The sequence below is a fragment of the Streptomyces sp. NPDC006365 genome, from assembly GCF_042870755.1.
In the GTDB taxonomy this organism is placed as follows: Bacteria; Actinomycetota; Actinomycetes; order Streptomycetales; family Streptomycetaceae; genus Streptomyces; species Streptomyces xiangluensis.
The window spans coordinates 165,005-185,364 of sequence record NZ_JBIAHS010000020.1; the positions used below are offsets into that span (position 1 = coordinate 165,005).

At 70.5% G+C, this 20,360-nt stretch carries 21 protein-coding genes and 1 pseudogene; 15 read left to right on the forward strand and 7 right to left on the reverse strand.

Annotated elements, in window-relative coordinates; translation table 11 throughout:
* The first annotated feature begins 100 nt into the window (after positions 1-100).
* Entirely contained in the window at positions 101-2,521 is a 2,421-nt protein-coding gene (locus ACFYO0_RS37995) for a hypothetical protein (protein ID WP_388685541.1), read from the forward strand.
* On the forward strand, positions 2,518-3,177 hold the full coding sequence (locus ACFYO0_RS38000) for a hypothetical protein (protein ID WP_388685543.1): 660 nt from the start codon (positions 2,518-2,520) through the stop codon (positions 3,175-3,177). Before ACFYO0_RS37995 ends, ACFYO0_RS38000 begins: the two co-directional genes overlap by 4 nt.
* A 293-nt stretch (positions 3,178-3,470) precedes the next feature.
* Here the strand turns inward: ACFYO0_RS38000 and ACFYO0_RS38005 are convergent, their stop codons facing one another.
* On the reverse strand, positions 3,471-4,346 hold the full coding sequence (locus ACFYO0_RS38005; protein WP_388685546.1) for a hypothetical protein: 876 nt from the start codon (positions 4,344-4,346) through the stop codon (positions 3,471-3,473).
* Between the two features lie 426 nt (positions 4,347-4,772).
* The gene (locus ACFYO0_RS38010) at positions 4,773-6,077 is read right to left on the reverse strand and encodes an MFS transporter (RefSeq protein ID WP_388685547.1); all 1,305 of its coding nucleotides are present in this window, start codon (positions 6,075-6,077) and stop codon (positions 4,773-4,775) included.
* A gap of 44 nt (positions 6,078-6,121) precedes the next feature.
* On the opposite strand from ACFYO0_RS38010, the gene ACFYO0_RS38015 reads away from it, so the two are divergent.
* The 8 genes from ACFYO0_RS38015 to ACFYO0_RS38050 all read left to right on the forward strand — a co-directional run bounded on the left by ACFYO0_RS38015 (position 6,122) and on the right by ACFYO0_RS38050 (position 11,213).
* A complete protein-coding gene (locus tag ACFYO0_RS38015) occupies positions 6,122-7,150 on the forward strand; it encodes a GlxA family transcriptional regulator (RefSeq protein WP_388685549.1) in 1,029 nt (342 codons plus the stop codon).
* Positions 7,151-7,210: 60 nt separating this feature from the next.
* Positions 7,211-7,570: a VOC family protein gene (locus ACFYO0_RS38020; protein ID WP_388685551.1), complete on the forward strand. Its 360-nt coding sequence runs from the start codon at positions 7,211-7,213 to the stop codon at positions 7,568-7,570.
* A 33-nt stretch (positions 7,571-7,603) separates the two neighbouring features.
* Positions 7,604-7,726, forward strand: a complete 123-nt coding sequence (locus ACFYO0_RS38025; RefSeq protein WP_388685637.1) for an AraC family transcriptional regulator — start codon at positions 7,604-7,606, stop codon at positions 7,724-7,726.
* Positions 7,727-7,851: 125 nt separating this feature from the next.
* Positions 7,852-8,271 (forward strand): Hsp20/alpha crystallin family protein, encoded by a 420-nt coding sequence (locus ACFYO0_RS38030; RefSeq protein ID WP_388685553.1) that lies wholly within the window; start codon positions 7,852-7,854, stop codon positions 8,269-8,271.
* 145 nt (positions 8,272-8,416) lie between these two features.
* Positions 8,417-8,890 carry a DUF2267 domain-containing protein gene (locus tag ACFYO0_RS38035; RefSeq protein WP_388685555.1) on the forward strand — a complete coding sequence of 158 codons (474 nt, stop codon included), beginning with the start codon at positions 8,417-8,419 and terminating at the stop codon, positions 8,888-8,890.
* A 66-nt stretch (positions 8,891-8,956) separates the two neighbouring features.
* Positions 8,957-9,586 (forward strand): HEAT repeat domain-containing protein, encoded by a 630-nt coding sequence (locus ACFYO0_RS38040; protein ID WP_388685558.1) that lies wholly within the window; start codon positions 8,957-8,959, stop codon positions 9,584-9,586.
* Entirely contained in the window at positions 9,583-10,248 is a 666-nt protein-coding gene (locus ACFYO0_RS38045) for an alpha/beta fold hydrolase (protein WP_388685560.1), read from the forward strand. Before ACFYO0_RS38040 ends, ACFYO0_RS38045 begins: the two co-directional genes overlap by 4 nt.
* A 92-nt stretch (positions 10,249-10,340) precedes the next feature.
* Positions 10,341-11,213, forward strand: a complete 873-nt coding sequence (locus ACFYO0_RS38050) for an MOSC domain-containing protein (protein ID WP_388685640.1) — start codon at positions 10,341-10,343, stop codon at positions 11,211-11,213.
* 116 nt (positions 11,214-11,329) lie between these two features.
* Here the strand turns inward: ACFYO0_RS38050 and ACFYO0_RS38055 are convergent, their stop codons facing one another.
* Complete coding sequence (locus tag ACFYO0_RS38055) at positions 11,330-12,802, reverse strand: sodium:solute symporter (RefSeq protein WP_388685562.1); 1,473 nt, start codon at positions 12,800-12,802, stop codon at positions 11,330-11,332.
* A gap of 618 nt (positions 12,803-13,420) precedes the next feature.
* Here ACFYO0_RS38055 and ACFYO0_RS38060 point away from each other — a divergent pair.
* A pseudogene (locus ACFYO0_RS38060) lies at positions 13,421-13,570 on the forward strand (AraC family transcriptional regulator); the annotation flags it as partial.
* A 51-nt stretch (positions 13,571-13,621) separates the two neighbouring features.
* On the opposite strand, the gene ACFYO0_RS38065 reads toward ACFYO0_RS38060, so the two are convergent.
* On the reverse strand, positions 13,622-14,734 hold the full coding sequence (locus ACFYO0_RS38065) for an ABC transporter substrate-binding protein (protein ID WP_388685565.1): 1,113 nt from the start codon (positions 14,732-14,734) through the stop codon (positions 13,622-13,624).
* A 302-nt stretch (positions 14,735-15,036) separates the two neighbouring features.
* The gene (locus ACFYO0_RS38070; RefSeq protein ID WP_388685568.1) at positions 15,037-15,774 is read right to left on the reverse strand and encodes an SDR family oxidoreductase; all 738 of its coding nucleotides are present in this window, start codon (positions 15,772-15,774) and stop codon (positions 15,037-15,039) included.
* A 93-nt stretch (positions 15,775-15,867) separates the two neighbouring features.
* On the opposite strand from ACFYO0_RS38070, the gene ACFYO0_RS38075 reads away from it, so the two are divergent.
* The 3 genes from ACFYO0_RS38075 (at position 15,868) to ACFYO0_RS38085 (ending at position 17,841) form a co-directional block, all read left to right on the forward strand.
* A complete protein-coding gene (locus ACFYO0_RS38075; RefSeq protein ID WP_388685570.1) occupies positions 15,868-16,731 on the forward strand; it encodes a LysR family transcriptional regulator in 864 nt (287 codons plus the stop codon).
* Positions 16,732-16,792: 61 nt separating this feature from the next.
* On the forward strand, positions 16,793-17,128 hold the full coding sequence (locus tag ACFYO0_RS38080) for an ArsR/SmtB family transcription factor (RefSeq protein WP_388685573.1): 336 nt from the start codon (positions 16,793-16,795) through the stop codon (positions 17,126-17,128).
* Positions 17,128-17,841 carry a cation transporter gene (locus ACFYO0_RS38085; protein WP_388685576.1) on the forward strand — a complete coding sequence of 238 codons (714 nt, stop codon included), beginning with the start codon at positions 17,128-17,130 and terminating at the stop codon, positions 17,839-17,841. The genes ACFYO0_RS38080 and ACFYO0_RS38085 overlap by 1 nt, the downstream gene beginning before the upstream one ends.
* A 137-nt stretch (positions 17,842-17,978) precedes the next feature.
* Here ACFYO0_RS38085 and ACFYO0_RS38090 read toward each other — a convergent pair whose 3' ends face one another.
* Complete coding sequence (locus ACFYO0_RS38090; protein ID WP_388685578.1) at positions 17,979-18,449, reverse strand: GNAT family N-acetyltransferase; 471 nt, start codon at positions 18,447-18,449, stop codon at positions 17,979-17,981.
* The gene (locus ACFYO0_RS38095; RefSeq protein WP_388685581.1) at positions 18,446-18,970 is read right to left on the reverse strand and encodes a hypothetical protein; all 525 of its coding nucleotides are present in this window, start codon (positions 18,968-18,970) and stop codon (positions 18,446-18,448) included. The genes ACFYO0_RS38090 and ACFYO0_RS38095 overlap by 4 nt, the downstream gene beginning before the upstream one ends.
* 398 nt (positions 18,971-19,368) lie before the next feature.
* Between ACFYO0_RS38095 and ACFYO0_RS38100 the strand changes: the two genes are divergently transcribed.
* Complete coding sequence (locus tag ACFYO0_RS38100) at positions 19,369-20,109, forward strand: DUF1963 domain-containing protein (protein ID WP_388685584.1); 741 nt, start codon at positions 19,369-19,371, stop codon at positions 20,107-20,109.
* The last annotated feature ends 251 nt before the right edge of the window (positions 20,110-20,360 follow it).

Below are 20,360 nucleotides of genomic sequence, written 5' to 3' on the forward strand. Positions count from 1 at the left end.
TCTTCGAGAGCGCCGAACATGTGAACAGGGCCCCGTGCCCCGTCCGAGAGGGCGGTGGTGCGGGGCCTTGCCGTGCGCGGACGAATGGGCGAGGGGCGGGATGGCCGGCTTTCTGGTGTTCGCGGTCTGTGGGGTGCTGTCCGGCGTGTTCGCCGCCGCGTGGGCGAACTGGCGCGAGCGACCGCTGAAGCGTGGCCCCGGCGCCGGGGAGGCGATCGGGATACGGGCCCGGCTGAGCGGCGACGGGAAGCACTGGCCGATCCGGCCGGTCAACGGCGACCTGTGGATACCGGGCGGCAGAGACGGGCCGCTCTACTTCGTGGCGGGCGGTCGTACACCGCTGGCGATGGCACGGGGAGGCCGGGTGCTGGACGCGGCTCCCCACCCGGCGGGGGCCTTCGCCCAAGGAAGGTTCGCGGCGGAGGAGACCGTCGTGACGTACGCGCCACCGGGCGGAGCGGGCGGCACACTGCGGCTGCGGGTGCCCGAGACGGCCGTGCCGGTCGTGGCCACGGCACTCACGGGGGCGCGATCGGGCCGGGACACGGCACAGACGAGTGCCGTGACGACCACCCCGATGCCGTCAGGGCCGATGCCGTCGGGGCCCGTGCCGTTGCACGAGGCGTTCCGCGTCTCCCCGCGCCGCCGCCTGAGAGTGCCCCGAGCAGCCGCCCTGTTCCTGGTGGTGGCGCTCGCCCTCGGACTGTTCGGCCTCCACACTTTCGTACTCGGCGAACAGGTAACCGCGGAGATGACCGGCAAACGCGACGGCGTCTGCTCGGTGCGCTGGCAGGATCCCTGGGGCGGTGGCACACAGGACGCGGGGGTCGACTGCCACGACGGTGAGCGCGCCGGTGAACCGATGCGGATCTCCGCCCGGCCCTGGCCGCTGCGCGGTGAGGCGGCCGACCTGCACGAGTCGCCGTACGTGCTGGTGCTCGCTCTGACGGTCACTGGTGCCGCTGGTCTGCTCGCGGCCGTTGCCGCCTCGGTAGGCGCTGCGGTACGGCTGCGAGCGCTGCGCCGGCATCTGCGTGACGTCAGGACGGGCAGAGACCCCGAGAGCCGGGAGCCGTCCGCGGCGCGCCGGGCGGTGGAACTGGTGCCGTGGTGGGCGGGGGCGGCCGGGGCGCTCGGGCTGGCGGGTGCCGGCCTGCTGTTGTGCGCCTACGGAATCGGGACGACGGTACGGGCCACGGTCACCGATACCGAGGAGTACACCTGCGAGGTGACCTGGCCGGACCCCTGGGACGGTACCCGGCAGAGCGCCGAGGTGGACTGCGACGACCAAGAGACCGAGGCCGGCCGGAGTCTGGAGATCACCGCGCTGTCCTGGCCACTGCGCGGCGAGGCCTTCGATCAGAACGTCACCCCATGGGTGCTCGGACTGGGCACGGCTGTATCTCTCGCCACCGCCGGGGTGGGCGTCACGGTCCGCTCCGTGCCACGCCGACGCCGCGATGCCCGCACGGGCGCGGAGATCACAACCGTCCCTGTACGGCTCGGGAAAACGCCCGCAGAACCGCCTGCGACCGGGCCCGCAGACACGCCCGCGCCCGGTGCACGGGCCCGCCCGGACGACGTACTGCATCGCGCCCATCTCGCCGCGGTGGCCGGACTGCTGGGCTCGCGCCTGACGAAACCGCCCCGCCCCGCCCGGCCGGCGCCGGACATCAGTACCGCTGCCTGGTGGCGTTCACCCCGGCTGCGGGGGCTTGCCCTCTCCTCGGGGATCGCCTGGGGAGCCATGATCGTGCTGTGCCTGACGGTGGTGCTGTCGGGCTGGTGGTGGGTGTCGGCGGTACGCCTGTGGGGCGCCGGGACAGCGACGGCACGGGCCACCGTGGAATACCACTACGACGACTTCCCGCTCAGCCCCTGGCTGGTGCCCGGCGACGCCGAGATCACCTTCCGCACGGCGGACGGCCGCAAGGTCACCACGGACATCGTGCACAGCCGCTCCGGACTGCGCGAAGACGACGAGGTCACCGTCGAGTACGCCGTGGACGCCCCGTCCGCCGCCCGGATTCCCGGCGACCCGGGGTCGACCCGCGGGCTGCTCCTGAGCGGCGGCGCGGCCGTGCTCGCCCTGGCCCGCATCCTGTGGCGCGCCCTGACCGTTACGCGCCACGCGCGCGGCCTGCTGGCGGCGGCACGCGGCGCTGAAGCCAGGACGGTCGAGTACGTGCTGCTGGCCGACCCCGAGGACCCCACGTCCGCAGCACCGCAGCTGGTCTGCTTCGACGAGGGCCAGGACCGGCCGTTCGGATTTCTGGAACTGGACCCTGGCGCGCGCGGCAGGCCCCTGGTGTCCTGGCTCCCCCGAGAGGGCACCGCCGCACTTCGCTCCGTACCCGGAGACCCGGACACCGTCGTGCCGTGGATCGGCGGGCACCCGGTGTGGCCGTACAGCCCGCTGTTCGACCTGTCGGATCCGGGTGAGGCAGAGGACTTCCGGGAGTACGTGGACATGCTCGCGCCGTCCTGGATCGAGCTGCCGGCAGGGGGGAGAACCGGATGAGCGGGGACCGGAGACGGACGCAGCGCCGGCTGAAGAGGCAGTGGCAGGAGCAGGAGGCGTACCGCGCGGCACTTGTCGCACGGGAGCAGCGCCTCGCGGAGCTGCTCCCGGAAGCCCGGCCCGCTACGGAGCCGCTGGTGGCGGGGGCCGGCTGGTACGGCCGGGGCGTGGCCACGGCGATCGGGGGCTCCTATCTCCTGTGGGGAAGCGAGCCCGACACCTCCACGTCCGTCGGAGACTGGATCTCCCTGACGTGGGGCGTGCTGTTCGGGATCCTCCTCTGCAGTCAGGTGGCCGTGTGGCGGATCGCCGCGGATGCGGGCGGCCTGTGGATACGGCGCTTCGGCCGGGTCCGCCGGTTGCCCTGGGACCGCATCCGCATGATCGAGCTGCACCGTGACGGCACGCTGAAGATCGCCGTCGACAACGACGAGCCCTCGACAATCCTCGGGGCTTTCGTGCCGCCGCTTCTGCATGGTCGGCTGCGGATTCCCCCCACCGGCCGGGAGACGGCAGACCGGCTCGCACTGATGGCTCGCCACCCCGAGCTGCGCCCCGCGGGCGAGGTCCCGGGCAGGGAAGTGGGACTGCCGCTGGGGGTGTGGGCCCTGGTGGCCGTGGGGGTGCTGGCCGCGGACTGGTTCCTGCTGGACTGAGACGGTCAGCCGGGCTTTCGGCTGAGTGCGGAGGAGCGGGACGGCTCGGCCTCGTCGCCCGGCGCCGACAGCCGGACTGGTGGCGTGGACGCCTGACCAAGAGCGCCGCGGCCCCGCCCGACGGTCGGCCCTTCCCGCCCCCGCGCGTACGACTTCTGGCTCGTCGCGGCAGCCGCTGCCTGGCCCGCTCTCCGGTCCTTGGGAATCGTCCGATACCGGGGCAACGCCATTGCGTCATCCCGTGGCAGACCTTGAAAACGCCGTCCCGTTCCTGACCGGGCAGGCCTGCCCGGTCAGGGCCGCCCCATGAGGTATCGCATCCAGCTCGCCGTGCCCTCGGTGACGGCGGGTACCGGCGCGGGGTTCTGCCGGTCGTGGTTCTCACGCTCCTGCTTCTCACGCTCCTGGTTCTCACGCTCCTGCTTCTCGCGTTCCTGGTGCCGTACGAACAGCCCGACCAGGGGGAGCAGCAGCAGCCAGACCGCCACCACCCAGAGGGCGCCGCCGATGAGGTCACCGAAGAGGAACGCCGGGAGGGCCGCCAGAGCGGCCAGGCCCGCCACTTTGCCCAGGACGCTCAGCGAGGCGGGGAGCCGTCCTCGCCGGGCGTGCGTCCGGGCCCTGCGCAGGGCGACGGTGCCCGCGTAGCTGCCGTAGGCGCCGACCGGGAGCAGGGCGAGGGCCCCGGCGGTGAAGTACTCGGGTTCGCCGACCGGGGTCTCGAGGGATTCCTGGGTCACGCCGTCCCTGCCGACCGTGGTCGCGCGGTCGCGCCAGACGGTCACCGTCACCTCGTCGCCGCGACGCAGGTGTTTCAGGAGCGGCGCCGAGTCGTCCATGGAGAGCTCGGAGGGGACAGGCCGGGAGCCGGTGAGCTTCAGGGTGTACTCGGGGGACTTAGCGCTCTCCCGGATCACCGTGCCCCGTACGGTCGCAGGGAAGGTGCGGATGCAGTTGTCGCCGGGGGATGCCCCGGCGGGGCACGGCTCGGCCGCGCGGTATGCCCGTACGTCGCCCATCAGCTCCGGGACGAAGCTGAGGATCAGGATCGCCGCGACTATCACGGCGGCGCCCAGCAGAGCGGCGCACAGCCCCCAGGCCCGGTGCCACAGGGTGAGCCGGAACACTCGGGTGTCGGAGGGGGGCCGCGCATGGCGGTTCCGGGCCATGTCAGGGGGCCTTCGGGCGCGCGAGGCCGTTCGCCGAAACCGCCGCGGCCTCGTCGCGAGGCACGCCTGCGACTGCTGTCACCACGCCTGCCCCTTTCCGCGCACTCCGGTGTCCGGCCCATTGAGCCATGGCCTTCCGGTCTCGGGGGGCCGCCCCGACGAGCGCACCGTACGCGATGCCCTCCACGCCGCCGCGTCGAACCCGCCCCGGCGGGGTCGACATACAGACCGTTCTCAACCGGCCGGACAGGCACGTGGCCCGACAGTGGGCCGGGAGGCTGAGGCCTGGCACAAGGGCCCACCTCCGGCCAATCCCCGGGAACAGTGTCGCTGAGTGCATCGTGCACCTCGTGCGGAGGGGAGGACGATGTGGATCTGGCCGTTCCGGCCGCCTGCTGGACGGCTGTGACGGGGCTCCTTCTCAGGTCACTGGACCGCGGTGGCCAGGTCGACCTGTGCCGGCCGCCTGATCGTGAGGGCCATCAGCGCGCCCATCGCGCACAGGGCTCCCGCCGCCACCCACACGAAGTCGTACGACCCGAAGGCGTCCCGGGCCGTGCCGCCGAGGAAGGCGACCAGTCCCGCGCCCAGTTGGTGGGCGGCGTTGACCCAGCCGAAGACGACCGGTGCGTCGGAGCCGTAGTGCGCGCGGCACAGGGCGAGCGTCGGCGGGACCGTCGCCACGTCGAGCAGCCCGAAGACGATGACGAACGTGACGATCGGCGGCCCCACGGTCGCGGTGAGCAGCAGCGGCAGCGCGAGGAGGGTGAGGCCGCGCAGGGCGTAGTACGTGGCGAGCAGCCGACGCGCGTCGAGGCGGTCGGTCAGCAGCCCGGAGCCGACCGTCCCTGCCACGTTGAAGATCCCGATGAGTGACAGCAGCGAGGCGGCGACGGTCACCGGCATCCCGTGGTCGTGCGCGGCGGGTGCGAAGTGCGTCCACATGACGCCGTTGGTGGACGCCCCGCAGACGGCGAAGGTGCCGGCGAGAAGCCAGAAGGGCGCTGTGCGAGTGGCGCGGGCGAGGACCCGGACCGCACGCCGGGCGGCACCCGGCACCGGCGCGGGCTTCGCCACGAACTCCCTTGCCCCGTAAGGAGGTTGGTTGACATCCGCCGGATGGTCCCGCAGCAGCAGCCATACGAGGGGCAGGGCGGCCGTCGCCGCCACGGCCAGGGCGAGCGCGGCGGACCGCCAGCCGTGCGCGTCGATCACCTCCGACAGCACCGGCAGGAACACGAACTGCCCCACCACGCTCGCCGCCGTCAGCAGCCCCGTGACCAGCCCGCGCCGCGCCACGAACCACCGCTCGGTGACCGTCGCCGCGAACGCCGTCGCCGTGGCACCCGTGCCGAGCCCCACGAACACGCCCCAATACAGGACGAATTGGGCGGACGCCGTCATGGTCGTGGTAAGCCCCGCGCCCGCTGCGACGAGCGCGAGGGCGGTGGTCGCGACCCGCCGCATCCCGAACCGGTCCATCAGCGCGGCCGCGAACGGCGCCGTCGCCCCGTACAACGCCATGCTCACGAACGTCCCGAGCCCGATCGTGCCCCGGGACCAGCCGAACTCCTCGTGCAACGGCCCGACGAGCAGCCCCGCGAGGGTGGTGAAGGCGCCGGCGGTCACGATGGCGAGGGCGGCGGCGGTCGCGACGATCCAGGGAGTGCGGCTCGGGGTCCGGGTTCGGTTCGAGGTCCTGTTCGAGGTCCTAGTCGTGTCCGTGGTCATGACGTCGACCCTCCGTTTTCGGGGGCGCCGCAACGAGTGGCCAGATGGCCATGATGTGCAAGAATCTGGCCATGGTGGTGGCAGAAAGCGCAACGCACCAAGTGGCCGTCCTCGTCCGGGACGGTGTCCTGCCGATGGAGCTGGGCCTGGCCCACCAGCTGTTCGGCAACGCGACCTCACGCTCGGGCCGGCCGCTCTACACGACCCTGACCTGCGCCGTCACGCCCGGCATGATCCGTACGGACGCCGACTTCCCGATCTACGCGCCCCACGGCCCGGAGGTCCTCGCGACCGCCGACACGGTGATCGTCCCGTCGTCGCACGAGGAGGACGAGTACCTGAAGCCCGGCGGCCTGAGCGCGGAGCTGGCCGAAGCGCTGGCCCGTGCCCGTGGCGCGCGTATCGCCTCCATCTGCACAGGCGCGTTCGTCCTCGCCGCGGCCGGACTCCTCGACGGCCTGCGGGCGACCACGCACTGGATGTCGACGGACCTCTTCGCGCGGACGTTCCCCGAAGTGAGCGTGGACCCCGACGTCCTGTACGTCGACGAGGACCGCGTACTGACCTCCGCGGGCGAGGCGGCCGGCATCGACCTGTGCCTGCACATGATCCGCCGGGACCACGGCGCGGCGATCGCGGCGAACGTGGCCCGCCGTACCGTCGTACCGCCGCACCGGGAGGGCGGTCAGGCGCAGTACATCCAACGCCCGGTGCCGGACGGCCAGTTGACGGGCTCGACCACCTCCGCCTCGCGCGCCTGGGCGCTGGCCAGGCTTGCCGACCCGCTGACCCTGCGCGAGCTGGCCGCGCGGGACGCGATGAGTGTCCGTACGTACAGCCGCCGCTTCCGCGAGGAGACCGGCCTCACGCCCATGCAGTGGCTCACCCAACGCCGCGTCGACCGGGCACGTGAACTGCTGGAACAGACCGACCACACCGTCGACCGCATCGCGGCGGAGGCGGGTTTCGGCACGGCCGCGTCCCTTCGGCAGCACTTCCACGCGGCGCTGGGGGTGTCGCCGGGCGCGTACCGGGTGACGTTCAGGGGCACAGTCGTAGGGCCTGGGCAGTAGGGCTGGGCAGTAGAGCCTGGGCAATAGGGCCGTGGATCTGAGAGGAGCTGATCAGGGCCGATGACCGTCCGCAGGATCGTCCCCGACTTCCAGACCGACTCCGAGGAGTCGATGGCCCAAAGCCGTGATTTCTACGGCCGGTTGGGGCTTGAGGAAGTCATGAATCTCGGCTGGGTCATGACTCTCGCCTCCCCCTCCAACCCCACCGCGCAGATCATCCTCATCACCGAGGAGCGCACCGCGCCGGTCGTCCCCGACCTGAGCATCGAGGTCGAGGACGTCGACGCGGTGTACGCCGAGGTACTCGCGTCGGGCGCCGAGATCGTACGGGATCTCCGCGACGAGGAGTGGGGCGTACGGCGCTTCTTCGTACGGGACCCGAACGGGCGCGTCGTGAACGTGCTCACGCACCGCGGCTGAGTCGCCGGCCGCCGGCCGGGTCGGGCACCCGTGGTGGAAGGAACCCGGCAGGCGGGTTTCGGCTCCCCGACGGCGTTCCGGGACCGCTTCAAGCGGGTGGTGGGTACGAGTCCGCAGGCGTACCGGAGGGCGATCCGGGGCGTGGCCCCGGACTGAGGGCTTGCAGGTAGGAGGGCGGTAGCCCCGAGGCTGAGTCGAAGCTTGTCAACTTTCCTCTAGGGAGTTATATAAGAAGCCGTAGGGCATCGCACCCCGCCACCGCACGAAAGGAGTGACCCGTGATGCTCATGCGTACCGACCCCTTCCGCGAGTTCGACCGGCTCGCGCAGCAGGTCTTCAGCTCCGCTCGCCCCGCGGCGATGCAGATGGACGCCTACCGGTCCGGTGACGACTTCATCGTCCACTTCGACCTCCCCGGCATCGACCCGGAGTCGATCGACCTGGACGTCGAGCGCAACGTGCTGAACGTACGCGCCGAACGCCGTTCCCCCGCCCCCGACGGCGCGGAGGTCGTCGTCGCCGAGCGCCCCACCGGTGCGTTCTCCCGCCAGCTGTTCCTCGGCGAGACCCTCGACACGGAGCGCATCGACGCCTCGTACGACGCCGGGGTCCTGACGCTGCGCATCCCCGTGGCCGAGCAGGCCAAGCCGCGCCGGATCCAGATCTCCGGCGGCGAATCCAAGAAGCAGCTGAGCAGCTGACGTCAGCTGACAGAACGCGGACAGAACGCGACGGCCGCCGTGCCGTACCGCCCCGTGGGTCCGCCCGCGGGGCGGAGCCCATGCCCTGAGACGAGACGAAGACCGATACCGAGGAGGAGCACGCGCGATGAGGGGGACGACGACCATGACGACGAGGCCGACGAGGCCGACGAGGCCGAAGGGGACGCCGAGTGCGCCGAGTACGCCGAGAACCACGAACACGACCAGCTGGGATCGTCTGATCGACGCCGTACGGGGATTCGGCCAGTACACCACCGCGGCGGAAGCCGAACGCGTCACCCGCATCGTGCTGTCCGCCCTCGGCGACCATGTGATCGGCGACGAACGCGTCGACCTGGCGCGCCGCCTGCCCGAGGAGGCGGCAGGTGTCATCGCCTCCCAGATCCCGGCCACCCGGCAGCTGACCGCAGCCGAGTTCGTGGACAACGTCGCCGTCCGCATCGAGGGAGCGACCCCGGCCACGGCTCGCTGGGACGTCAGCTCCGCACTGAGCGTCCTCGCCTCGACGGTGGGCGACGACCTCGTGGTCCGCATCCTGCGCCAACTCCCGCCCGGGTACGCCCTGTTGTTCGCCCGGGCGGAGCTTGCGCCTCGCTAAATGAGTTGTTGACGCGGAGAGGGCGTGCGCAGACTCGAAGGGGAGTCGAGCGGATGGGGGGTGCGCATGCCGGCGACGGACTCACCCGAGGAAGCACGGGCACGAGCGGACGTACGGGAAGAAGCCTCGGCAGACGTACAGGCCGAAGCGCTGCCCGACGTCCAGGCAGACACCCTGGTCCACGCCCTGGGCAGCGAGCCCCGCCGGCCCGAGGCCTTCCGCGAACTGATGCGCCACGGCCCCGCGGCCATCCCCGCGATCCGCCGGGGCCTGCGCCACCCCCACCCCCGCGTACGCGAGCAGTGCTGCAACCTGCTGGATCACCTCCTCGTACCGGAGGCCCTGGACGACCTGATCGCCCTGCTCGACGACCAGGCCGCCCCGGTCCGGTACGCCGCCCTGCACGCCCTGTCCTGCGACCGCTGCAAGACGGATGCCTGCCGCCCCGACAGCGCGGCGGTCCTCCCACACGGCATCCACCTGCTGCACCACGACCCCGACGCCCACGTACGCGCCATGGCCGCGGAACTGGTGGGCCGCTGGGTCCACACCCACCCCGAAGCAGCGGCGGCGCTCACGCTCGTCCATGAGACGGACCCGTCCCCGACGGTCCGCAAGAAGGCGGGCTGGTACGCCCCCGGCGGCCCCATCCACCGCCGCACGGCCCCGCGCCCACGCCGCCGCGACCGACGATGACACTCACCCCTGCCATCGGGCATGTCACCACCCCTGACGGCACCCTCATCGCGTACAGCGACACTCAAGGCGGTTCCAGTCCGTCACCCCCACTCCTCCTCCTGCACGGCCTGGCAGGGCACATGGGGGAGTGGGACGACCTGGCGGCCCGCCTCCAGACCGACGGCCACAGAGTCGTGAGGTACGACGCTCGAGGCCATGCCACCAGCACCCGCCGCCCACGGGACGTGACGAGAGAGTCCTGCGTGGCAGACGCGGTGGCAGTGATCGAGCACTTCTCCCTGGCCCCGGTAACGCTGGTGGGCCAGTCCCTGGGCGGCCATACGGCGTTTCTCACCGCGGCGGCCCACCCGCACCTCATCGACAACCTGATCCTGATCGAGGCGGGTCCATCCGGTCCGAGCCCCAACCTGCCGATCGAGATGGGCAGTTGGCTGGACAAGTCCCCGGTGCCCTTCGCGGACCGGGACATGATGGTGGCCGCGGTGGCGGAGCTTGCCGAGCGTTCGTACTGGGCCGAGTGGGAACGGGTCCGCTGCCCCACCTTCGTCGTACGCGGCGCACAGGGCACGATGCCGGTGTCGGAGCCGGCGGAGATGCGTACCCGACGCCCGACGCCCGACGCCGACGCCGACCGAGGTCATCTAAGACGCGGGGCATGACGCGCACCTGGACCAGCCCCGCCTCCTGCACGAAGCGGTGCGAACCGGCACGGGAACAGCACGAACGACCTACGGCACGAACGACCTACGGCATGAACGACGTACGGCATGAACGACGTACGAGACAAGGGGAGCACGTGGCCAAGGTCGTCGAGCTGTTGTATTACCCAGTCAAGGGATGCGCCGGCGTCTCGGCGCACGACGCGGTGGTGACGCCGGCGGGGCTCGCGCACGACCGGAGCTTCATGGTCACCAGCGAGGAGGGCGTGTACCGCACCCAACGGCGCTGGCCGCGGCTGGCGCTGATCCGCCCCGGGATCAGCGCCGGCGGAGAGCGGCTCACACTCCACGCCCCCGGTCGCCCGTACGCGTTGGACATCGACGTCGACGCATCCGGCCCGCGCCGGGACGTGAACCTGTTCGGCGCGCCGTTCACGGGAATCGACCAGGGCGACGAAGCCGCCGCGTGGCTGTCCGAAGTCCTCGGCGCGCCGAGCCGTCTGGTACGCGTCCCGCGCGAGCACGACCGAGTCACCGACGGCCGCATCCCCGGCACCTCCGGCTACGCCGACAGCAGCGCCGTCCACGTCCTGTCACGGTCCACGCTGGATCTGCTGAACGAGCGGCTGACCGAACGCGGCGGCGATGCCCTCCCCATGGACCGATTCCGCCCGAACATCGTCATCGGCGGCTGGGACGGCCCCCACACCGAGGACCGCGCCCACCGGATCACCATCGCCGATACGGAACTCGGCTACACCAAGCTCGCCATCCGCTGCGCCGTCACCACGGTCGACCAGCAAACCGGCACGAGGGCGGGCCCGGAACCCCTCCGCACCCTCGCCGCCTACCGCCGAGCCCCCGACGGCGTGGCCTTCGGTACGAAGTACGCCGTGCTCCGCCCCGGCAAACTCTCCGTGGGCGACGAGGCGCACGTCACCTCGTGGGGCGAGCCGGAGCTGTAGCCGGGCGACTTCCTACGCCGACTCCTTGAGGTAGAAGCGGGGGCCGACGACGGCGACGGCCAGGGCCACGGCCATGACGGCCAGGGGCACGCCGTAGAACAGCAGGACGTACATGTTCAGTTACCTCCAGGGCCGACGCCGGCCGCGGCCGCGGGTGCGGGTGCGGGCGCGGACGCCGGACGTGTCAATTCGGCCTGGGCGAGGAGCCGGTGAGCCCGAGGGTCGAGCAGGTAGGCGAGGGCGTACACCACGATGTTGACCGCCACACCGACGATCAGCGCGCTGAGACCGAACGGCTCGTGCAGCTCCCACAGCCAGACGGCCATGGCGCCGCCACCCGCGACGATCGCCGCCGTCCCCGCGATACGGCTGCGGAAACCCCACACCACGCCCAGGATCAGTGGGGCGACGACTGTGGGCGCCCACAGGTTGTAGGCGAGCAGCAGTGCGTCGATGATCGACGGTGCTGAGAGAGCGAAGATCGCCGCTGCGACTCCCACCACCACCGTGATCAGACGCTGCACCACCAGCAACAGCCGGTCGCCGGCGCCGCGGTGCAGGAAGGAGACGTAGATGTCCTTGGCGAAACTGACCGCGGTGGCGTTGAGGTAGGAGTCCGCCGTCGACATGATGACGGCGAACAGGGCAGCCAGGACGAGCCCGCTCATGGCTACGGGCAGCAGCTCGGAGACGACAGTGGGCAGCGCCTGGTCGGGTTCGATGTCCGGGTACACGACGCTCGCCACCAGGCCGATGGACGCGGTGACGAAGTAGAAGCCGACCGAGAAGACCCCGGCCAGCAGAAAGCCGTACCGGGACGCCTGGGGATCCTTGGCGGCAAAAGCCCGTTGGGCGTACGGCTGTACCAGGGTCTCGCCGAGCAGGAACGAGACAAAGACCCCGATGAAGGCCAGCGGAGTCCAGCTGCCCAGGAGCGAGGTGTGGCCTTCAGGGACGTTCGCCATCAGCGCCGTGGGGCCGCCCGCATGGGCCACCGCGAAGAGCAGAACGACGGGCAGGAAGACGCCGAAGATCACAAACTGCGCGACATTGGTCTTCACGACCGACCACATGCCACCGAAGGTGGCATACAGCAGCACGAAGGTCATCCCGACGAGGACGCCGACCAGCTTCGAGGTACCCAGCAGCAGATGGAAGACCGTGCCGACGGCGAGCACTTGAGCGCCGAGAATTCCGGCGCAGACGGCGATGGACAGCAGACCGGTCAGCAGCCGGGCGACGGGCCCGTAGTGGGCGTCCATCACGTCGCCGACCGTGTGCGCTCCTTCGTAGAGGCGCAGCCGCGGCGCCACGAACTGCCCGACGAGCACCGTCTGTAGGGAGAAAGCGCAGATCGCGAACAGGAAGACATAGCCGTCACTGAAGGTACTGCTCGCCGTACCCATGACGGCCCCACCGCCGAGGAAGGACGCGGAGAGGCTGGCGAAGACCACCCCGCCGCTGATCCTGCGGCCCGCGACGGCGAAGTCATCGGAGCTGTCCCGGTTGACCGACTGCAGGCCGATCGCGATGAGGAGGTAGAAGTAGATGCTGATTACGAGCCAGTCGAGCCAGTTGAGGGACGCCACTGTGCCGCGCTCCTTGCGGTGCGATGCCTGATGAGCGGGGGGCGGAGTCACAGATCGTATGGCTGGAACCGACGTGTGTCGCTGTACGCAGTGCCAGGAAATCGGGCGCCCATCAGCGTCATGCGTCGTGCGATACGTACAGTTGGGTGCGCGTATTGCGTACGGCCAACTCGCCACGACTCGCTACAAGTCGCCATAACCCGTGGCGGCGCTACGCAAGTGGCTTCGCCGGCCGCAGAGCGGTCCCACGCAGGTCAAGACGCTGCAGCGGCTGAAAATGCGGCGCCGTAGTGCGCTCTGCGTCAGGGGAAGGCGTCAGGCGGCGGGCGGCGTCGACTTCCCCCACGCGGTCCGGGTCGCGGAGATCGTTCGTCACCGCACCCAGCGCAACAGCTTGGAGGATCACTACTCTGCATTGGTGCTCTCATACGACGAGTTGACTTCGCCGGAGCGTGAGCTGTGGGACGCGTTCCCCGAGGGGCGCGGCGTGGACCTGCGCATGGGTACGCCCTCCGAACTGAACCCTCGGGCGGCCACAGTGGGTTCATTGAACACGTCGGCCGGGAGCCCGCTCCGCCGCTCGACCGGTTCATCGACGACATCTACTGTCTGACCTGGGTGCCGCACCACCGGCTGATGTACGTCCCGCCGATGCCGTTGGCACACTTGTTCCTTCACCTGGGCGGACCCGTCCGCCAGTGGGACTCCGACCGTTCGGTGCCGCCGGCGGTGTTCACCGGCGGGTGGTTCATGGGCGTATGGACCAGGCGCTTCCTCTTCGAGTACCCCACGCATGTGCGGCTCGTAGGGGTGCACTTCTCAGCCGGCGTGGAGAATCCGAAAGCGATCGGGTTCCGCTGGATCTCGATCAACGACCTGGACTGGCGTCCCAGCCCATTGCCAGACGCTGATGCCTGGCGTGCGGGAGAACCGGATCCGCCCGCGGGTGCCTTCGACTGCAACGCGCGGCCAGGATTCGACAGTGCGCGCCCGGTCCGCGCCGTGAGAGCGCAGCACATCGGCGAGGACGGCGACCGTGTCGTAGCCCTCGAAGGCGACGAAGGAGGGCGCCTCGCCCAGCCGCTCACGCAGGGCCGTCTCGACTCGTGCACCGAGTGGGCCGAGGCGCTTGGGCAGGTAGCGCAAGAACGGGATCGCGGCGCTGTCGTCGCCCAACAAGGTCGCCCATTCGGCGAACTCCGGTTGCCCGGCCGGAGCGCCGATCATGACCTCGGCGAGGCGCTGGTCGCGGCGGACGGACTTGACGATCGGCACGGCCGGCTCCGGATGGCCGACCAGAAGAAGGAGGGCTGTCGCGCGATTGTCGACGAGTTCGTCGCACACGGCCGGGAGGGTGAGCGCGCTCATGTCGAGTTCGATGACGGTGCCGCCGCGTTCAGCGAGGTAGTCCCGCAGAATGCGGGTCCCGGATGCCCAGTAGACACTCGGCTGGGCTGCTACGGCGATTCGGCTGTGGCCCGCGCCGAGAAGGAAGTCCGCGTACACCTGCCAGCCCCGGGACTGCGGCGGGGAGAGGCGCGCGACCCATTCCGTCGGCTGTTCGGTGAGCGCGTCGAGAACCGCTGACGAGCAGAGGAACGGCACGCCGAGGGCGTCGGCCCTGGCGGCAGCGGCGCGAGCGACGACGCTGTGATACTCCCCCGCCAGGGCAGCCACGCCCAGGCGAGTCAATTCATCCACGGCCACCGCGGCCCTCTGTGGATCAGCCGCGGTGTCCCGGACCACCAGCTCGAGTGGTCTTCCGAGGATCCCTCCGGCGTCATTGATCTCGCGAACGGCCAATTCGAGTCCGGCGAGCAGGTGTTGGCCTGCCTCGACCCAGCCAGGCCGAGTCAGCGGAACGAGAGCACCGATCTGGACGGATGACCCGTCAGTCCGCTCCGCTCCAGGTGGCGATGTCGGCGTATTCATGCGTTGGCGTCTCCCGGGTGACGATCCGGGTGACGATTAGGGTCGCAGCCTGCCCGGATCGCAGAGTGGACGTCAGTGGCGCCGAGAGTAGCCGAGCCGAGAATGGCCGGCTTCGGTGCCCCATCCCGCGGCCCTCACCCCCTCGCGCCGCGGAGCTGCCCGAAGCCCCTCAGGCTCGAACTCCCGGGAGGAGTTGCCGGCGTCGAACGTGCACTCGACGTTCTGGTCGAGCGACTCGTCACTCCTGAGCTGACGCAGTCGATTGCGCGGACCTGCAGCATGACGCTCGGCAACTCCGGGGGTCACCAGGGGATGACGCCGTCGTCCTCGAAGAACGAGCCGGTCGGGCCGCCGTCGGGCAGCGTGGCGAGCCGGATCGCTGTGGCTGCGCCCTGCTCAGGAGTGCGGGGTCCCTGGAAGCCGGTGAAGTCGGTTGCGACCAGGCCCGGGCAGGCGGCATTGATCAGGATGTTCGTTCCGGCGAACTGCCGGGCGTACTGCACGGTGACGGCGTTGAGGAACGACTTCGACGGCGAGTAGGCCGCCATGACGGGGCCGATCTCGATGTCCGGGTCCGCCTGCCGGGTCAGGGAGGCGACGGCACTGGAGACGTTGACGATGCGTGGCGACGTCGAGCGCCGCAGCAACGGCAGCATCGCGTTGGTCACCCGGATGACGCCGATGACGTTGGTCTCCACGACCGTGCGGACCACGTCGAGGTCGAGCGTGGTCGGGTCCTGCACCCACCCCGGCCCCGTCTCTCCTGAGATCCCGGCGTTGTTGACCAGGACGTCCAGGCGCCCGGCCTGCCGTTCGACCAGTTCCGCGGCATCGGTGACGCTCTGGTCGCCGGTCACGTCCAGCGGCACTCCGAACGCGTCCACCCCTGCGGTGCGCAGCTGCTCGACGGCGGACTCGCGCCGGGCCTCGTCGCGGGCTCCCACGCCGACGCGGTATCCGAGGGCGCCGAGACCGGTCGCGATTTCGTACCCGATTCCCTTGTTCGCGCCGGTCACCAGCGCGATCTTCGTTTCGCTCATGCCGCTGATGCTCGCTCGCGGACGAGCGGCGCATCCAACACCGATCCGGTGCCCTGTCATACCCGGTAGGTATCACTGACGTACGCTGTGGCCGTGGACACCTTGGAGACTCGCGAGCTGAGGTACTTCATGGCCGTCGCCGAGGAACTGCACTTCGGTCGCGCCGCCGAGCGTCTCGGCATGGCCCAGCCGCCGCTGTCCCGGGCGATCCAGCAGCTCGAGCGGCGCCTCGGCGTCTCCCTGCTGGAACGTAACCGCCGCAGCGTCTCCCTGACCGGCGCCGGAGAGGTATTGCTGCACGAGGGCCGTGCAGCCCTCGAAGCGATCACCGCCGCTGCTCGCCGCACCCGTCGCGCCGGTGGCGCCGACAGCGCGGGCGGCCCCCGCAACCGCCTGGTGCTGGCGGTGAAGGCCGCCGCGTCTCACGAGCTGCTGCAGAAGCTCCTCCACGCCTACGCGGCCGAGCCCGACGCCGCCGAGATCGAGGTGCTGCCGAGCGGCACGTGTGACCAGGAAGAGATGCTGCGCGACGGCCGCGCCGATGTGGCGCTCATGCACGCGCCGTACAACTCCCTCGCCGGGTTCGACAGCGAGGAACTGATGACCGAGGGGCAGATCGCGATCCTGCCCGCCGGGCATCCCCTCGCCGCGCACAGGACCTTGTCCCTGGCCGACGTCAGCGACATCCCCGATCTTCCGCTCGCCCGCTGGTCCCGCCACGGTACGTACCCACCCGGCCCGGGCCCCGAGATCCACGACCAGACGCAGCTGGCCCAGTTGATCGCCCTCGGACGCACCGTGGCCGTCTTCCCCGACTCCGCCCGCGCCTGGCTGTGGGCCGAGCACACCGCTGTCCCCCTGGCCGACGCACCCCCCGTTGTCACCCACATCGCCTGGCCCGCGCACAGCCGCTCCCTCGCCCTCGCCGGGCTGATCCGCACGGCCACACAGCTATGACCCTGGGGTCGTGTGTGAGTCCATGATTTCCTGAATTCAGGATTACATGTACTGTCGTGGTGTGCTGACTGTTGCCTCCGACATCGACGTGCTGGCCCGGTTCGGCCGCGCGCTCGCCGACCCGATCCGCTGCCGTGTCCTGCTCGTCCTGCGTGATGCCCCGGCCTACCCCGCCGACCTCGCCGACGCCCTCGGCATCTCGCGGACCCGGTTGTCCAACCACCTCGCGTGCCTGCGCGACTGCGGCCTGGTCGTCGCCGTGCCCGACGGTCGCCGCACCCGCTACGAGCTGGCCGACAAGCGCCTCGGCCACGCGCTCGATGACCTGCGCGCCGCCGTGGTGGCCGTCGAGACCGACCGCAGCTGCGTCGACGCCGACGAAAAGGGGTGCTGCTGATGACCGCGATATCCCTCGGCCCACCCCCGGCCCGCCGTGACGTGCTCGCCCGCCGGATACGTCTGCTGGTCGCGACGACCATCACCTACAACGTGATCGAGGCGATCGTCGCCATCACGGCCGGCACCCTCGCTTCGTCCACCGCCCTGATCGGCTTCGGCCTGGACTCCGTCATCGAGGTCTCCTCGGCCGCCGCCGTCGCCTGGCAGTTCTCCGCCCGCGAGCACGCCGTACGCGAGGCCCGCGAGAGGACGACCCTGCGGATCATCGCGGTGTCGTTCTTCGCGCTCGCCGCCTACGTCACCGTTGACGCCGTACGCGCCCTGGCGGGCACCGGCGAGGCCGAACGCTCCATCCCCGGCATAGTGCTGGCCGCTCTCTCCCTCGCGGTCATGCCGTTCCTGTCCGCCGCCCAGCGTCGCGCGGGCCGCGAACTGGGCTCCGCCAGTGCGGTCGCCGACTCCAAGCAGACGCTGCTGTGTACGTACCTTTCGGCTGTGCTCCTGGTCGGCCTGGTCCTCAACGCCACTCTCGGCTGGTCCTGGGCTGACCCCATCGCCGCCCTCGTCATAGCCGCCATAGCCATCAAGGAAGGCCGCGACGCCTGGCAGGGCAAGGGCTGCTGCGCTCCCTCCGCCGCAACGGTCCCGGCTGCCGACAAGGAGACGAGCGACGCGTGCGGCTGCCGTCCCGGCTGCGACTGCTGCAACTGACCGTCCCCCGCCACGGGGTGGGGAACAAGAGCAGGTCTGGGGAACAGCTTGAGTGTGGGTGGGGATCCAAGGTTCTGGCCGCGGTTCCGGTGGCCGCAGCCAGACCGTGGCTCCGGAAGCGAGCCAACAACCGAACCTCAGTCGACGGACAGGAAGTAGCGCCGCTTTTCCTTCGCTTGGGCACCCAGCCGGTCGTAGAACCTGATCGCGTCCTTGTTCCATGGTGGAGTCTGCCACTGGACTTGGCTGAGTCCCCGTGCACGTGCTTCGGCCAGCACGGCATCCATCAGCATCGGGCCGACGCCCAGGCCCCGGTGGCCGTCTCGTAGGAACAGGCAGTCCATGTGGAGGTACTCCGCACCGTCCCATGTGGACAACTCGGGTGCGCACGAGGCGTATCCGATGAACTCGCCGTCGTCCAGCTCCGCGACGAAGCAGCACAGGCGCGGAGCCGCCGGACCGAAGAGCAGTTTCTCCAGCCGCTGGGGCAGGTCGGCAGGCGGCGGCGCCGCCTTCTCATACGCGGCGTGTTCGGCCGCCAGCAGGGCGATGTGCGGCAGATCGGCGGGGCGCGCATGCCGCACCCGCGGCACCGCGGTGCCCGTCAACGAACCTCCCCTTCCAGCATGTCGCCGCGCCATGCGGCCAGACGCGCTTCGAGAGCGCCGTCTCCATCCAGCACATGCCGACTGAACGCGTCCCGTTCGTAGGCCAGTACCGCCGCTTCCCACACGCAAGGAGCAAGACCCGACCGGCCGGGCCGCAGTCGGCTGATGTCCCCGGCCGGCCCGGTGAAGACAGCGAGATCGGACATGTTCCCCTCGATCCACGTGTGCACCAGCACGTAGTCACCGTCGCCACCGGCATGCATCAGCAGCACGGAAAGCCCAAGGGAGCCCCGCAGATAAGCCGACGACAGGTGATCGGCCGCGATCCGCAGCGCGGCCTGTGAGTCCTGGTCCGTCACAGTCCGCCCAGGTGCCTCGATCGCATAGGACTTCACCACGTGTCCGGCGATCTCAGGGCTGCCCAGCGGGCGCACGGCACGGGCATGGTAGCCATCAGCCAGCGCAAGTAGCGCACCGGCATCGACAGTTGACAGAGACTGGGCTTCATCAAACTTGGTCACACGCTCATGATGCATGCCCCCCTATGGCCCCCGACAAGGGCGTGTGATCCGCCGGAAATGGCCCAGTCGCCCAGCCGCTGCACGCAGAGTCCGGCTATCGAGGCGCTGAGCTGACCAGCCGTGGAGCGGATCCGGTGTTTCTGCCCGTACTCCACCAGCACCGGGAGCCAGGGGTGGGGTTCGCGATCTCCACCTCATCCTCGTGCCGGCCCTGGCCCCGGTACTCGGCGAGCACGTGTGGAGGCGGGGCTGGCGTCGCTGACCGCAGGCCGGGCGCGCAGCGACCACGGCCCCGCCGATGCCAGCTGGGTCGGTCAGGGCGACGTCAGCTGTCAGGCCCGAGACCGGTTCGATTCATCGTGGTAGGCGGTCATGTCGGCCCTGGCATACTCTGCGAAATGAGATCGATGGACCCGTTCCGCGACGAATCCCGCAGCCGTGGCTTACCGGAGGACCAGGTCGAGCGGTGGCTCGGCACCGTCCGTCCCTGCGCGATGCTGAGCCCCGCTGGTGAAGGGCCGCCCGACGGCCCGGTGGCCGGACGGCTCGGCGGGCTGCCGCCGATGCCCGAGGACGAGCCCGTTCCGGACCTTCCGTTCCTCGCCTCGGTCGACCTCGCGGCCATCCCGCCGGGCGCGACGGACCTCCCGCTGCCGAAGGACGGCACGCTGCTCTTCTTCGCGGACACGGAGGACCCATGGAGCGGCGACGACTGGTCCCGGCTCATCTACGTCCCTGTCGGCACACCCGTCTCCGAACGCGCTCCGGGCGGCGAGTGGCCGCCGCAGGTCCACCCGGCCCAAGATCTACGTCTGACGATCGATCCCTCGCTGCCCAACCGCGGCTCGGACACCGAGGAGTTCCCGCACGGCAGCGAACTGGGCTCTGTGTGGTGGAAGACCTGCGGCGAGATGCAGACGGACGGACCGGTACAGCTGGGCGGCCACCCCTGGGTCTGGAACGCAGATCCCATCACGGAGCACGACCACGGCCCGGGCGACTGGGTGCTGCTCGCGGAGGTCGGGGGAGAGGACTTGACCGAAGGTGAACTGGGCATCGTCTACTGGGTGATTCGCCGGGACGACCTGGCCGACCGCCGCTTCACCCGGGCCCGGGCCTGCTTCGACATGGTCGGCTGACGCAGCCTCAGACGAGGCGCACGCTTTCGCGGAGTGCCGAGACTGCGCTGTACCCGATCCAGACCTAGGGCCGAGGCGTGGCCGACTGGGAAGCGCCGACGAGTCGACCGGGCTCGAGGTGGTTGGCGGTTGATACGGTCCCCGGTCCCCGCATGACGCTCTCGGCCTCCGCAACTCGCTCCGTCGACTTGTGAGTTGAACCGATTGGCGCCGTTCTCGATCGCGTGGAGCAGTCTTCTCAAGTCCACTTG

Excerpts from the sequence above, each read along its gene's own strand:
- ACFYO0_RS38020 (WP_388685551.1), top strand. The coding sequence starts at position 7,211 with ATGACCGTCCGCAGGATCGTCCCCGACTTCCAGACCGACTCCGAGGAG.
- ACFYO0_RS38045 (WP_388685560.1), top strand. The coding sequence starts at position 9,583 with ATGACACTCACCCCTGCCATCGGGCATGTCACCACCCCTGACGGCACC.
- ACFYO0_RS37995 (WP_388685541.1), top strand. The coding sequence starts at position 101 with ATGGCCGGCTTTCTGGTGTTCGCGGTCTGTGGGGTGCTGTCCGGCGTG.
- ACFYO0_RS38065 (WP_388685565.1), bottom strand. The coding sequence starts at position 14,734 with ATGAATACGCCGACATCGCCACCTGGAGCGGAGCGGACTGACGGGTCA.
- ACFYO0_RS38000 (WP_388685543.1), top strand. The coding sequence starts at position 2,518 with ATGAGCGGGGACCGGAGACGGACGCAGCGCCGGCTGAAGAGGCAGTGG.
- ACFYO0_RS38005 (WP_388685546.1), bottom strand. The coding sequence starts at position 4,346 with ATGGCCCGGAACCGCCATGCGCGGCCCCCCTCCGACACCCGAGTGTTC.
- ACFYO0_RS38100 (WP_388685584.1), top strand. The coding sequence starts at position 19,369 with ATGAGATCGATGGACCCGTTCCGCGACGAATCCCGCAGCCGTGGCTTA.
- ACFYO0_RS38070 (WP_388685568.1), bottom strand. The coding sequence starts at position 15,774 with ATGAGCGAAACGAAGATCGCGCTGGTGACCGGCGCGAACAAGGGAATC.
- ACFYO0_RS38085 (WP_388685576.1), top strand. The coding sequence starts at position 17,128 with ATGACCGCGATATCCCTCGGCCCACCCCCGGCCCGCCGTGACGTGCTC.
- ACFYO0_RS38040 (WP_388685558.1), top strand. The coding sequence starts at position 8,957 with ATGCCGGCGACGGACTCACCCGAGGAAGCACGGGCACGAGCGGACGTA.
- ACFYO0_RS38015 (WP_388685549.1), top strand. The coding sequence starts at position 6,122 with ATGGCCATGATGTGCAAGAATCTGGCCATGGTGGTGGCAGAAAGCGCA.
- ACFYO0_RS38030 (WP_388685553.1), top strand. The coding sequence starts at position 7,852 with ATGCTCATGCGTACCGACCCCTTCCGCGAGTTCGACCGGCTCGCGCAG.
- ACFYO0_RS38035 (WP_388685555.1), top strand. The coding sequence starts at position 8,417 with ATGACGACGAGGCCGACGAGGCCGACGAGGCCGAAGGGGACGCCGAGT.
- ACFYO0_RS38010 (WP_388685547.1), bottom strand. The coding sequence starts at position 6,077 with ATGACCACGGACACGACTAGGACCTCGAACAGGACCTCGAACCGAACC.
- ACFYO0_RS38050 (WP_388685640.1), top strand. The coding sequence starts at position 10,341 with ATGAACGACGTACGGCATGAACGACGTACGAGACAAGGGGAGCACGTG.